Origin of the sequence: Viridibacillus sp. FSL H8-0110 (assembly GCF_038003565.1) — a bacterium.
In the GTDB taxonomy this organism is placed as follows: Bacteria; Bacillota; Bacilli; order Bacillales_A; family Planococcaceae; genus Viridibacillus; species Viridibacillus arenosi.
Map to the genome: position 1 here is coordinate 106,901 of NZ_JBBOPJ010000001.1, position 14,266 is coordinate 121,166.

At 40.3% G+C, this 14,266-nt stretch carries 8 protein-coding genes, 7 tRNA genes and 2 rRNA genes; all 17 read left to right on the forward strand.

The window, feature by feature from the left end:
• The first annotated feature begins 46 nt into the window (after nucleotides 1–46).
• The 17 genes from MHH98_RS00560 (at nucleotide 47) to glmS (ending at nucleotide 14,244) form a co-directional block, all read left to right on the forward strand.
• Nucleotides 47–2,976: ribosomal RNA gene (locus MHH98_RS00560) — 23S ribosomal RNA — on the forward strand.
• A 128-nt stretch (nucleotides 2,977–3,104) separates the two neighbouring features.
• Nucleotides 3,105–3,220, forward strand: a 5S ribosomal RNA gene (gene rrf, locus MHH98_RS00565).
• Nucleotides 3,221–4,057: 837 nt separating this feature from the next.
• A tRNA-Asn gene (locus tag MHH98_RS00570) sits at nucleotides 4,058–4,132 on the forward strand.
• A 13-nt stretch (nucleotides 4,133–4,145) separates the two neighbouring features.
• A tRNA-Thr gene (locus tag MHH98_RS00575) sits at nucleotides 4,146–4,218 on the forward strand.
• Nucleotides 4,219–4,362: 144 nt separating this feature from the next.
• Nucleotides 4,363–4,437, forward strand: a tRNA-Glu gene (locus tag MHH98_RS00580).
• Between the two features lie 27 nt (nucleotides 4,438–4,464).
• Nucleotides 4,465–4,540: transfer RNA gene (locus MHH98_RS00585), tRNA-Val, on the forward strand.
• 10 nt (nucleotides 4,541–4,550) lie between these two features.
• Nucleotides 4,551–4,634 (forward strand) — tRNA-Tyr (locus MHH98_RS00590).
• Between the two features lie 32 nt (nucleotides 4,635–4,666).
• Nucleotides 4,667–4,741: transfer RNA gene (locus MHH98_RS00595), tRNA-Gln, on the forward strand.
• Nucleotides 4,742–4,754: 13 nt separating this feature from the next.
• A tRNA-Lys gene (locus MHH98_RS00600) sits at nucleotides 4,755–4,827 on the forward strand.
• Between the two features lie 301 nt (nucleotides 4,828–5,128).
• Nucleotides 5,129–6,034, forward strand: a complete 906-nt coding sequence (gene rocF / locus MHH98_RS00605) for an arginase (RefSeq protein ID WP_038186584.1) — start codon at nucleotides 5,129–5,131, stop codon at nucleotides 6,032–6,034.
• A gap of 259 nt (nucleotides 6,035–6,293) precedes the next feature.
• A complete protein-coding gene (sigW, locus tag MHH98_RS00610; RefSeq protein WP_038186582.1) occupies nucleotides 6,294–6,857 on the forward strand; it encodes an RNA polymerase sigma factor SigW in 564 nt (187 codons plus the stop codon).
• Between the two features lie 13 nt (nucleotides 6,858–6,870).
• Nucleotides 6,871–7,491, forward strand: a complete 621-nt coding sequence (locus MHH98_RS00615; RefSeq protein WP_038186576.1) for an anti-sigma factor family protein — start codon at nucleotides 6,871–6,873, stop codon at nucleotides 7,489–7,491.
• Between the two features lie 116 nt (nucleotides 7,492–7,607).
• Complete coding sequence (gene cdaA, locus MHH98_RS00620) at nucleotides 7,608–8,450, forward strand: diadenylate cyclase CdaA (RefSeq protein ID WP_038186573.1); 843 nt, start codon at nucleotides 7,608–7,610, stop codon at nucleotides 8,448–8,450.
• The gene (locus MHH98_RS00625; protein WP_051448751.1) at nucleotides 8,447–9,748 is read left to right on the forward strand and encodes a CdaR family protein; all 1,302 of its coding nucleotides are present in this window, start codon (nucleotides 8,447–8,449) and stop codon (nucleotides 9,746–9,748) included. Before cdaA ends, MHH98_RS00625 begins: the two co-directional genes overlap by 4 nt.
• A gap of 47 nt (nucleotides 9,749–9,795) precedes the next feature.
• Nucleotides 9,796–11,148, forward strand: a complete 1,353-nt coding sequence (gene glmM, locus MHH98_RS00630) for a phosphoglucosamine mutase (protein WP_038186571.1) — start codon at nucleotides 9,796–9,798, stop codon at nucleotides 11,146–11,148.
• Between the two features lie 265 nt (nucleotides 11,149–11,413).
• The gene (locus MHH98_RS00635; RefSeq protein ID WP_038186569.1) at nucleotides 11,414–11,926 is read left to right on the forward strand and encodes a type 1 glutamine amidotransferase domain-containing protein; all 513 of its coding nucleotides are present in this window, start codon (nucleotides 11,414–11,416) and stop codon (nucleotides 11,924–11,926) included.
• Nucleotides 11,927–12,441: 515 nt separating this feature from the next.
• Entirely contained in the window at nucleotides 12,442–14,244 is a 1,803-nt protein-coding gene (gene glmS, locus MHH98_RS00640) for a glutamine--fructose-6-phosphate transaminase (isomerizing) (protein WP_038186566.1), read from the forward strand.
• The last annotated feature ends 22 nt before the right edge of the window (nucleotides 14,245–14,266 follow it).

Genomic DNA, 14,266 nt, shown 5'->3' on the forward strand with positions numbered 1-14,266 from the left:
CACATTTTTTATTATTAAGTTTTTTAGGCTTAATAACTAACTTTTAGGTTAAGTTATTAAGGGCGCATGGCGGATGCCTTGGCACTAGGAGCCGAAGAAGGACGGCACTAACACCGATATGCTTCGGGGAGCTGTAAGTGAGCTTTGATCCGGAGATTTCCGAATGGGGGAACCCACTGTTCGTAATGGAGCAGTATCTTGACGTGAATACATAGCGTCTTGATGGCAGACCCAGGGAACTGAAACATCTAAGTACCTGGAGGAAGAGAAAGAAAAATCGATTCCCTGAGTAGCGGCGAGCGAAACGGGAATAGCCCAAACCAAGAGGCTTGCCTCTTGGGGTTGTAGGACACTCTATATGGAGTTACAAAGGAATGAGTTAAACGAAGCGGTCTGGAAAGGCCCGCCAGAGCAGGTAACAGCCCTGTAGTTGAAAGTTCATTCTCTCTTGAGTGTATCCTGAGTACGGCGGAACACGTGAAATTCCGTCGGAATCTGGGAGGACCATCTCCCAAGGCTAAATACTACCTAGTGACCGATAGTGAACCAGTACCGTGAGGGAAAGGTGAAAAGCACCCCGGAAGGGGAGTGAAATAGATCCTGAAACCATGTGCCTACAAGTAGTTAGAGCCCGTTAATGGGTGATAGCGTGCCTTTTGTAGAATGAACCGGCGAGTTACGATTACATGCGAGGTTAAGTTTTAGAAGACGGAGCCGCAGCGAAAGCGAGTCTGAATAGGGCGAATGAGTATGTGGTTGTAGACCCGAAACCAGGTGATCTACCCATGTCCAGGGTGAAGGTAAGGTAACACTTACTGGAGGCCCGAACCCACGTACGTTGAAAAGTGCGGGGATGAGGTGTGGGTAGCGGAGAAATTCCAATCGAACCTGGAGATAGCTGGTTCTCTCCGAAATAGCTTTAGGGCTAGCCTCGTGATAAAGAATCCTGGAGGTAGAGCACTGTTTGAACTAGGGGTCCATCCCGGATTACCGAATTCAGACAAACTCCGAATGCCAGTGATTTATGCACGGGAGTCAGACTGCGAGTGATAAGATCCGTAGTCAAGAGGGAAACAGCCCAGACCACCAGCTAAGGTCCCAAAGTAATTGTTAAGTGGAAAAGGATGTGACGTTGCTTAGACAACCAGGATGTTGGCTCAGAAGCAGCCATCATTTAAAGAGTGCGTAATAGCTCACTGGTCGAGTGACGCTGCGCCGAAAATGTATCGGGGCTAAACAATTCACCGAAGCTGTGGATGGACATCTTAGATGTCCGTGGTAGGAGAGCGTTCTAAGTGCTGTGAAGTCAGACCGGAAGGACTGGTGGAGCGCTTAGAAGTGAGAATGCCGGTATGAGTAGCGAAAGACGGGTGAGAATCCCGTCCACCGAATGACTAAGGTTTCCTGAGGAAGGCTCGTCCGCTCAGGGTTAGTCGGGACCTAAGCCGAGGCCGATAGGCGTAGGCGATGGACAACAGGTTGATATTCCTGTACCACCTATTTACCATTTGAGCAATGGGGGGACGCAGTAGGATAGGGTAAGCATGCTGTTGGTTATGCATGTTCAAGCAGTGAGGCGTGAAATGAGGCAAATCCCATTTCTATAACGTTGAGCTGTGATGACGAGGACGTATGTCCGGAGTTCCTGATTTCACACTGCCAAGAAAAGCCTCTAGCGAGGTAAAAGGTGCCCGTACCGCAAACCGACACAGGTAGTCGAGGAGAGAATCCTAAGGTGTGCGAGAGAACTCTCGTTAAGGAACTCGGCAAAATGACCCCGTAACTTCGGGAGAAGGGGTGCTCTAGTAGGGTGAAAGCCCGAGAGAGCCGCAGTGAATAGGCCCAGGCGACTGTTTAGCAAAAACACAGGTCTCTGCAAAACCGTAAGGTGACGTATAGGGGCTGACGCCTGCCCGGTGCTGGAAGGTTAAGAGGAGTGCTTAGCGCAAGCGAAGGTGCGAATTGAAGCCCCAGTAAACGGCGGCCGTAACTATAACGGTCCTAAGGTAGCGAAATTCCTTGTCGGGTAAGTTCCGACCCGCACGAAAGGCGTAACGATCTGGGCACTGTCTCAACGAGAGACTCGGTGAAATTATAGTACCTGTGAAGATGCAGGTTACCCGCGACAGGACGGAAAGACCCCGTGGAGCTTTACTGTAGCCTGATATTGAATTTTGATACATCTTGTACAGGATAGGTAGGAGCCAGAGATTCCGGAGCGCCAGCTTCGGAGGAGGCGTTGGTGGGATACTACCCTAGATGTATTGAACTTCTAACCCATGCCCCTTAGCGGGGTAGGAGACAGTGTCAGGCGGGCAGTTTGACTGGGGCGGTCGCCTCCTAAAGAGTAACGGAGGCGCCCAAAGGTTCCCTCAGAATGGTTGGAAATCATTCGTAGAGTGTAAAGGCATAAGGGAGCTTGACTGCGAGACCTACAAGTCGAGCAGGGTCGAAAGACGGGCTTAGTGATCCGGTGGTTCCGCATGGAAGGGCCATCGCTCAACGGATAAAAGCTACCCCGGGGATAACAGGCTTATCTCCCCCAAGAGTCCACATCGACGGGGAGGTTTGGCACCTCGATGTCGGCTCATCGCATCCTGGGGCTGTAGTCGGTCCCAAGGGTTGGGCTGTTCGCCCATTAAAGCGGTACGCGAGCTGGGTTCAGAACGTCGTGAGACAGTTCGGTCCCTATCCGTCGTGGGCGTAGGAAATTTGAGAGGAGCTGTCCTTAGTACGAGAGGACCGGGATGGACACACCGCTGGTGTACCAGTTGTTCTGCCAAGGGCATCGCTGGGTAGCTATGTGTGGACGGGATAAGTGCTGAAAGCATCTAAGCATGAAGCCCCCCTCAAGATGAGATTTCCCATTACGCAAGTAAGTAAGATCCCTCAAAGACGATGAGGTAGATAGGTTCGAGGTGGAAGTGTGGCGACATACGGAGCTGACGAATACTAATAGATCGAGGACTTAACCAAATTTTACTTAACAAACTTCAATGTAATTTATCCAGTTTTGAGAGAACAAGAAAAACTTATTAAAAAAGTTTAAAAAACACTTGCTTTTAGCTAAGTGAAGTGATATAATAATTCTTGTCTTAAAATAGTCTAGTGACGATAGCAAAGAGGTCACACCCGTTCCCATGCCGAACACGGAAGTTAAGCTCTTTAGCGCCGATGGTAGTTGGGGGTTTCCCCCTGTGAGAGTAGGACGTTGCTAGGCACATCAAAGCACAGCTGATTTAATCAGTTGTGCTTTTTTATTTAGAAAATAGTTATAATAGGTAGGGTTGTGGAATTCTTGATTTCTCCATATTGCGTATGGAACTTTTTATCATCAGATAATTCGTTTTCAACTTATTTTCATATACAATCGATGTGCAGAGTTATTAGATAAGTATTGAATCACTGAATATCAGCTCCAATTTACAAATCCGCCATTAGCTACTCTTGAGTTGTGTAAAACGGATATAGACAGGCATCCAATTATTGCATTTTATAATTGTGAAATGCTGAGTTTCTTTGTTTTACATAATAATTTGGATGTGTAGTCATATTCAGATAATTCCAATACAATTTTATTAGGCTCATGCTTAACAAATTATTTGTATTATAGAAAAGGTTATGCAACAAACATACTATCTCAGTTACCGATGTATATAAAAGGAAAATATCCGCTTATTAATGGAATAGTTCTAGCAGCTAATGATGGTAATATAGTTGCGCAGGAATTATACAGAAAAGTGGAGTTTGTGTATAAAAGTATAAGAATCCAAATTGAAAATAGTCCACCAATTGTTATGAAAATATCATTTTAATAGCCTTTAGGAGCATAATCGATATATGTTGGTAATCTAACGTTAGATTACGCTTAAAACGCCTTAAAACGCTTAAATAGGGTTTTTATGATAGTTAGAATTGCTGTAAAAAATATAGGTATATTTAAATGCATAATAATTAAAACTTTTTTCCTTAAATAGCTTGAAATGTTTTAATATGCTGTTATAATAATATTTGTGTTCGATAAAAGTAACATCTAAAGAAGCGATAATATTATTGTTCCGAAGTAGCTCAGTGGTAGAGCAATCGGCTGTTAACCGATCGGTCGTAGGTTCGAGTCCTACCTTCGGAGCCATTTTTTTGTCTATGCTTCCATAGCTCAGCAGGTAGAGTGCTTCCATGGTAAGGAAGAGGTCACCGGTTCGAGCCCGGTTGGAAGCTTTCAATTATTTATCCAGAAGTAGAAAAATATCGAATTTTGTTTAGTAAGATGAATTTTTTAATATTTTTTAAATAAAGTATTGCATTTTTATTTAAATAGTGTTAATATAATTCTTGTCCTGTTTTAAGCAGTACAGCATTAATGGCCCCTTGGTCAAGCGGTTAAGACACCGCCCTTTCACGGCGGTAACACGGGTTCGAATCCCGTAGGGGTCACCATTTTTAAAAATTATTTTACATATCCATGGAGGATTAGCTCAGCTGGGAGAGCACCTGCCTTACAAGCAGGGGGTCGGCGGTTCGATCCCGTCATCCTCCACCATATTTTTTTCGGAGGGGTAGCGAAGAGGCTAAACGCGGCGGACTGTAAATCCGCTCCTTCGGGTTCGGCGGTTCGAATCCGTCCCCCTCCACCATTTTTTTATATAAAATATTCATTATTCATTGTTGGGGTATAGCCAAGCGGTAAGGCAACGGATTTTGATTCCGTCATGCCCTGGTTCGAATCCAGGTACCCCAGCCATTTTTAATTTTATGAGCCATTAGCTCAGTTGGTAGAGCATCTGACTTTTAATCAGAGGGTCGTAGGTTCGAATCCTACATGGCTCACTTTCATATAAAATTTCAACCTCTTTCTACACTTTGTAGAGAGAGGTTTTTTTGTGGTTAGTAGTGTAAAAAAATAAGGGGTCCCCTATACTTTTCAAGGGGTATTTTTAATAGAGTGCGTAACTTTGTATAACTACTGATAAATTCAATTTGAACAATAGTGTAGTACTTACTTTTGTTGCAACTTTGTTCTCTATTTAAGTGTTTAATATTTTGTATAAATATTCAGAATTTTGTGGGGTTGAGCCAACATGATTCTAGCATTTACAATATAGGTAATACACAAAGGGGGAATAAAATAATGCATAAATTAAATGTTTCATTAATAGGTGTACCAATGGATCTTGGTCAAACACGTCGTGGGGTTGATATGGGACCAAGTGCGATCCGATATGCGGGCGCTGTAGAAAGATTAGAAGCAATGGGCTATGAAGTGATAGACGAGGGTGATATTGAGATTGGGATATCTGAGCGTGAGGTATCAGCTGATACAAACTTACGAAATTTATCAGCTGTAACTGAAGCCAGTACAAAGCTTGCAAATAAGGTACATGATGTCGTTTTACAAAATCATTTTCCGCTTGTGCTTGGTGGAGATCATAGTATTGCAATAGGCACACTTGCAGGTTTATCAGACCATTATGAGAATTTAGGAGTTATTTGGTATGATGCACATGCAGATTTGAATACAGGTGATACTTCACCATCTGGTAATATTCATGGTATGCCACTAGCTGTAAGTATTGGACTTGGTCATGAAAAGCTGGTAAACATTCGTGATTATGCTCCAAAAGTGAAACCTGAGAATATTGTAATTATAGGTGCTCGCTCGGTGGATCCAGGGGAACGTGAATTAATAAAAGAAAAAGGAATTAAAGTGTACACCATGCATGAAATTGATAGAGTGGGAATGACTAAAGTTATTCAAGATGCAATTATTTATTTGAGAGGGAAAAATGTAGATGGATTGCATTTGTCACTGGATCTAGATGGAATAGACCCGCTTTACACGCCAGGAGTTGGGACGCCTGTTCCAGGAGGTATTACATATCGTGAAAGCCATTTAGCGATGGAGATGTTATATGAATCAGAAATGATTACCTCAGCTGAATTTGTAGAAGTAAATCCAATCCTAGATGAAAAAAATAAAACAGCAGATGTAGCAGTTGCTTTAATGGGATCGTTATTCGGTGAAAAATTAATGTAATGTAAAAGGACGGGCATGCCCGTCCTTTTATAATTGCTGAAAAGTTTAGGTTTTTTTGAAATGGGAACTTATTGGCAAGTAATTAAGTCCTGAAAAGAAGAGTTTCTTATGAATTTGAATCATTTTTACTTACATATTTGTTATAATTATGGAAGAAAGATTTTTTAGAGCTTTAAAAAATTTTTTTCAAAAAAATGAAACTTACATTATGGGCGACTCGTATATAGAATAACAGCCGCATGGGCGGAGGGAAATCACAATGGACGCATTAATCAACAAGAGAATAAAACAAGTGCTGAAAGGCGATCAAAGTGCGTATTCTGATATTGTGAGCCTCTACCAGCAAAAGCTGTACCAAGTTTGTTATCGCATGCTTGGCAATCAACATGAAGCGGAAGATATAGCGCAGGAGGCATTTGTCCGTGCGTATATTAATCTTCATACTTTTGATTTGAATCGAAAATTTTCGACTTGGCTGTACCGTATAGCGACGAATTTATGTATAGACCGTATAAGGAAGAAGAAACCGGACTATTACTTAGATGCACAAGTTGCTGGAACGGACGGTCTAGATATGTATTCTCAAATTTCCTCATCAGATAGGCTGCCTGAGGAAGAAGTAGAAAGAATGGAGCTGCAGGAGCGAATTCAATATGAAATTAGCCAGTTGCCAGACAAATATCGAACAGTCATTGTCTTAAAGTATATAGAGGAATTGCCATTGCAGGAGATTAGCGAGATTTTAGATATGCCACTTGGGACAGTCAAAACTCGAATTCACAGAGGGCGTGAAGCTCTGAGAAAGCAATTAGGCAATCTGTAGGAGGGATTTCACTATGAATGCGTGTCCAAAACATATTGGTGAATACATGCATGAATATTTAGATGGTGATATTAGTCGTGAACATGAAATCGAGCTAAAAGCACATTTGCAAAGCTGTGATAACTGTCGACAACATATGCAGGAGCTAAATAGCACAATTGCCTTTGTCAAAAGTGCTGCCGTCGTTTCAGTACCTCTGGATTTCAAGCAAAACGTTATGGTTCGTCTACCTAAAGGAAGATCAGGAGCCGGTGTCCAAAGATGGCTACGTCGCCATCCTATATTTGTTGCAGCAGCAATGTTTTGTATCTTAATGAGTGCCTCGCTTCTTACAGGCTTTAATGATAATAAGGAATTTTCAGTGACCAAACAGCCAAACTTAGTTGTAGAGGGGCAAACAGTCATCGTACCTGAAGGGAAGACTGTGACAGGTGATATCGTAGTCAAGAATGGGGATATCCTTGTAAAAGGTTCGGTAGATGGTAATATCACAGTGATTAATGGTCAATATATGGCTTCAACAGCAAATGTCACAGGTCAAATAGATGAGATTAATCAAGCATTTGAATGGCTTTGGTATAAAATTAAAAATGGTGGAAAAGAAATACTTTCATTTTTAGGGAAAAACGAATAAAACAAATGAAAAAGTCTACTGTTTGAGGTAGACTTTTCTGTTTCATCTAAGCAAGTAAAGTAAGAGTTGTGCTATACTGAACACATATGCACTCGCTAGAAAAGTGGGGGATCCACATGTCTTTTATTAATGAAATTACACAATTTACCGACAATGTATGGATTAGAATGTTGATGAACATTCTGGACATTCTTTTAGTATGGTTTGTTATTTATAAAATTTTAACCTTAATAAGAGGAACAAAAGCTGTCCAATTATTAAAGGGAATATTCGTCATCATTATTATTCGTATTATTACTGTATATGCAGGCCTTAATACACTGGGATGGATGATGCAACAGGTTATCAATTTTGGTTTCCTCGCTATTATTATCATATTCCAACCAGAGTTACGTCGAGCACTAGAACAACTTGGTCGTGGTAAGCTATTTGCTCGTAGTAATTTACAAGAAGATGAAGAGCGTACACGCTTAGTAAGCGCGATGTCAAAATCCGTTAGTTACATGGCGAAGCGACGTATTGGAGCGCTTGTTTCTATCGAACGCGAAACAGGTTTGAATGATTATGTAGAAACAGGGATTCCGATGTTCTCTGAAATTTCGTCTGAATTACTAATTAATATCTTCATACCTAATACACCATTACATGATGGAGCAGTAATCGTTCAAAAGAACAAAATTGCAGCTGCAGCTTGTTATTTACCATTATCAGAAAGTCCATTTATCTCGAAAGAACTAGGTACACGTCATAGAGCCGCTATAGGTATTAGTGAAGTGACTGATGCCATAACAATTATTGTATCAGAAGAAACGGGAGCAATTAGTTTAACGGTTAATGGAGATTTACACCGTGACCTTTCAATTGAAGAATTTGAAGCGCGTTTACGTAAAGCGTGGTTTGGCCCCGAGCTAGAAGCAACAAATACCTCTAAGTGGAGCTGGAGGGGGAATAAAAAATGATGGATAAATTGATTGAAAGCCCCTGGTTTTTAAGAATTACAGCCCTAACATTAGCTATGCTCCTATTTTTTACGGTTCAGCCAAAAGAAAAAGATAGTTCTGATGGCTTTTCATCAGGGACACAAGCGGACGTGCTTCATAATGTACCCGTACAGGTTTACTATGATGATGAGAGTTTAATCGTTACAGGAGTTCCAAAAACCGTAGATGTTACGATCAAGGGTCCAATGGCCATCGTCTTACAAACGAAAGCAGTGAGTGATTATACTGTATTCGTAGATTTACGTAAGCAAACAATTGGGGAACATAAAGTAACGATTCAACATGAAAATTTTTCTGATAAATTATCAGTACAAATGGACCCATCAACAATTGATATTTCAATTGAAGAAAGGGTAACAAGAACATTTAAAATCGATCCGGAAATTAATGAAAGACTACTGGCAGAAGACTATTACGTGAAAAGTATGACAGCGAATCCTAATACGGTAACAGTTACTGGCGCTAAAAGTGCAGTAGATAGCATAAGCTATGTAAAAGCGACAGTTACTGGCGAGCAAGGACTGAAGAGTTCCTTTGAACAGGAAGCAAATGTAAAAATACTTGATCGTGAAATGAACAAATTAGATGTCCAAGTGAAGCCAGGGAAGATTAAAGTGAATGTTGACATTGGAGAGTATACTAAGGAAGTACCTGTCGTCTTAAATCAAAAAGGGACGCCAGGTAAAGATATCACGATAAAGTCATTGACGCCCATAACGAGCAAGATGACTTTATTCGGATCAAAAGCTGCTCTTGAAAATATGGAACAACTTAATGTTGATGTAGATGTATCTAAAATCAAAAAATCTGGTATCTTTAATATTGATATTGATAAGCCAGAGGGCATTTCACGGCTGTCTGAAGACAGCATAAAAGTCCAAGCTGTAGTTGAGAAAAACGAATCGAATACTGATGAAGAAGTAATTAAAGACGAAGAACAAGAGACTGACGAGAAAGAAACTTCATCAATTATAAGCTCGAAAGAATTTAAGAATGTAGCTGTTGACGTTCGAAACCTAGATGAGGACTATAGTAGCGACTTTATCACACCAAAGAATGGTTTAGTTACATTAACTGTTAAAGGTGATGAAAAGGATTTAGCAAATCTAGATATTGATGATTTCGATATATATATTGAAGCAGCAGATAAACACATTGGAAATCATAAGCTATCTATTCAAGTTGATGGACCAAGGGATCTTACCTGGTCACTTTCTAATAACATCGCTAATCTTCGAATAGAACGAATATCTTAAACGAATTTGATTGAAGGATCGTAGATAGTTTTGAAGGAGAGAACAAAATGGGTAAATATTTCGGTACAGACGGCGTCCGCGGAGTCGCCAATAGTGAGCTGACGCCTGAGTTAGCATTTAAACTCGGTCGCTTCGGTGGATACGTTTTAACGAAAGAAGCCACAGGACGTCCAAAAGTATTAATTGGTCGTGATACACGTATATCTGGACAAATGCTTGAAGGAGCACTTGTAGCCGGTTTGCTGTCAGTAGGAGCAGAGGTAATGCGCCTAGGCGTCATTAGCACACCAGGAGTGGCTTATTTAACACGTGTTATGAGTGGTCAAGCAGGAGTTATGATATCAGCATCTCATAACCCAGTCGCAGATAATGGTATTAAATTCTTCGGTCCCGATGGTTTTAAACTTACTGATGAACAAGAAGCAGAAATTGAAGCTTTATTAGACCAAGAACAAGATGATCTACCTCGCCCAACAGGTGGTGACTTAGGATCATTAAGTGACTATTTAGAAGGCGGTCAAAAGTACATTCAATACCTGAAACAGACAGTAGAAGAAGAGTTTACGGGTATCCATATTGCATTAGATTGCGCACATGGTGCAACATCTTCACTCGCAGCACACCTATTTGCAGACTTAGAAGCAGATTTATCAACGATGGGTGCTTCACCAAACGGCTTAAACATTAACGAGAGTGTAGGTTCTACACATCCTGAAGACCTAGCTAAAATGGTAGTTGAAAAAGGCGCAGATGTTGGACTTGCATTTGATGGTGATGGTGACAGATTAATCGCTGTCGATGAAAAGGGTAATATCGTTGACGGAGATCAAATCATGTATATTTGCGCTAAACACTTCCAAGAAAAAGGACGTTTAAACAAAGATACAGTTGTATCTACGGTTATGAGTAACATGGGTTTCTATAAAGGTCTAGAAGAACATGGTATGCAAAGTATTCAAACTGCAGTAGGTGACCGTTATGTTGTAGAAGCTATGCGCGAAGGCGATTACAACTTAGGCGGAGAGCAATCAGGGCATATTGTTTTCCTTGATTACAACACAACAGGTGATGGCTTACTAACAGGTTTACAACTTGTTAATGCGATGAAATTAACAGGTAAAACATTATCTGAGCTAGCAGCTGAGATGACGATTTTCCCTCAAAAGCTAATTAATATTCGTGTAACAGATAAATACGCTGTTACAAAAAATGCACAAGTAGCGGCAGTAATTACTGAGGTAGAGCAAGAGATGAATGGTAATGGTCGTATTCTTGTTAGACCATCAGGAACTGAACCATTAGTTCGTGTAATGGTCGAAGCATCGACAACTGAGAATTGTGAAGCTTATGCAGAACGAATTGCAGCCGTTGTAAAAGAGGAAATGGGATTAACTGAATAATAGAAGAAAAAGGGCAAGCATATTTCGAGATGCTTGCCCTTTTTGTATTTTAAATCATATTAATTTAACTAACTTCTTAATCTCATAACTCGAAGTTTATCAATGGAGTAATGTATAATGCTATTTTTCGTAGAAATAGTAGTACTAATCACCAGCCTACGTTGAAATTAAATGTTAATGTTTAATTTACTTCAAATGTGGAATAGTTTTAGTGTAGGGTTGATAATGTACCCTTATTCAACAAACAACTTAGGAGTGATTGGAAATGGCAAAAGTAGCAACAGTCATAACGAATATGTTTGAAGATGTGGAATTTACGGATCCTGCAAAAGCTATGAGAGACGCTGGACATGAAGTATTTACAATTGAAAATGAAGTAGGCAATCAAGTAGAAGGTAAGCATGGTGAAAAGGTGAAAATTGATTACGCCATTGATAATGTGGAACCAGAAGATTTTGATGCATTATTTATTCCAGGTGGATTTTCACCGGATTTACTAAGAGCTGATGATCGATTTGTCAATTTTACAAAAGCATTTATGGATGCAAGAAAGCCTGTATTTGCAATATGTCATGGTCCACAATTATTGATATCCGCGAAGACTTTAGATGGCCGTGGGGCAACTGGCTATAAATCTATTCGTGTAGATATGGAAAATGCGGGAGCGATTTATAAAGATGAGGAAGTATTCGTATGCCAAAATCAATTGGTAACAAGTCGTACACCCGATGACATACCAGCATTTAATAGAGAATTACTAAAATTATTAGATAAATAATAATGAACTAACCGTTAATGTATACACATTAACGGTTGATTTTATGAAAGTGGGGAACAAAAGGTGCAATTTGAACGTATAATATAGTGGGAAATATTATTTTTCCTTGTAAACCTTTTCAAAGCATGTTTCTGATTGACTATGAATAGTGATTTAAGTATGATGAAGGTGCTGCTGTATAGAGAATTAATCTTTATACTAAAATAGTAGCTGCGCAGAAGGAGAAATCAAAAGTAGCGCATAAAACAAAGGAAAACAATTATAGCGCCAGCGCTGAAGAAATTGGACGACATAGATCTTCAGCAGACGAGGTGGAGGAGTATCGAAAGTTTCGGCGGATGCCTCCCGATCGCCATTGCCCGATCGAAATTTTGCTTATAAAACGTTTGAGTAATCGAACGGACAAAGAAGCAAAATGGCAAAGACACAGCAGCATAAGAATGTTTCCCCGACTTCTTAGGAAGACGAGGTATACTTTCTTGCGGCTAATTTTGCAAACTTCGGAGGAATTTAATATGTGTGGAATTGTTGGATATATCGGCTTTATGGATGCGAAAGAAATCCTTTTAAAAGGCCTTGAAAAATTAGAATACCGTGGATACGACTCTTCAGGAATTGCACTTCGTAATGAAGCAGGGATTACAGTCTTTAAAGAAAAAGGACGTATCGCTGATTTACGTGCAGTAGTAGAAGAAGACGTTCTAGCTAACACAGGAATTGGTCATACACGCTGGGCAACTCATGGCGTGCCAAACCAACTAAATGCGCATCCACATCAAAGTGCATCAGGTAGATTTACACTTGTGCATAATGGTGTTATTGAAAATTATCATTTATTGCAAGAAGAATTTTTACAAGGCGTGGACATGAAATCCGATACAGATACAGAGGTTATTGTGCAGTTAGTTGAAAAGTTTGTGATTGATGGAATGACTACAGAAGAAGCATTCCGTCATACATTAGCTTTACTACACGGTTCATATGCTATTGCTTTACTTGATGCAGCTGAAGAAGAAACAATCTTCGTCGCTAAAAATAAAAGTCCGTTACTAGTAGGTGTGGGTGAAGGTTTTAACGTCGTGGCATCTGATGCTATGGCAATGCTACAAGTAACAGATCAATTTGTAGAACTCCATGACAAAGAAATCGTAATCGTACGAAAAGAAGCGATGACGATTAAAAACCTAGATGGCACAGTAATAGAACGGTCTCCATATACAGCTGAGTTAGATATGAGTGACATTGAAAAAGGCACATATCCTCACTACATGTTGAAAGAAATCGATGAACAACCAAGTGTTGTTCGCAAAATCATTCAAGCTTATGAAAATGAACAAGGTGAACTGGCTATCGACCCTGCAATTGCAGAAGCATTGCACGAAGCAGATCGCTTATATATTATTGCAGCTGGCACAAGTTATCACGCTGGTTTAGTAGGTAAAGAATACTTCGAGAAAATCGCACGTATTCCAGTTGAAGTGCATATCTCAAGCGAATTTGGCTACAATATGCCACTACTATCTGAAAAACCTCTCTTTATTTTCATAACACAATCTGGTGAAACAGCAGATAGCCGCCAAGTATTAGTGAAAATTAAAGAGCTTGGTTACCCAACGTTAACAATTACAAACGTACCTGGTTCAACACTGTCACGCGAAGCAGATTACACAATGCTCTTACATGCAGGTCCAGAAATCGCTGTAGCCTCTACTAAAGCATATGTAGCCCAAGTAGCGGTATTAGCAATTGCAGCTTATGTAGAAGCAAAATCTCAAAGAATTGAAGTAAACTTCGACCTGAAAAAAGAGTTAGCTATCGTGGCGAATGCAATTCAGTCAATTGTCGATTCAAAAGAGGTCTTTGAAATAGCATCTAAAGACTATTTATCAACAACACGTAACGCATTCTTCATCGGTCGTAATATCGATTATTGTGTAAGTGTAGAAGGTGCACTGAAATTAAAAGAAATCTCTTACATCCAAGCTGAAGGTTTTGCTGGAGGAGAACTAAAACATGGCACAATAGCTCTTATTGAAGAAGGTACGCCAGTAATAGCACTTGTTACGCAAAAATCAGTTAGCCTGAACATCCGAGGGAATGTGAAAGAAGTCACAGCACGTGGTGCAAATCCATGTATCATCTCTATGGAAGGTATGGAACAAGATGGCGACGCTATTGTCCTGCCACAAGTACACCCATTACTAACACCACTTATGTCAGTAGTACCATTACAGCTTATAAGCTACTATGCAGCACTATACCGCGGTTGCGATGTAGATAAACCACGTAACTTGGCTAAATCAGTTACGGTTGAGTAGGAAATTGTTATTATAAGGATGA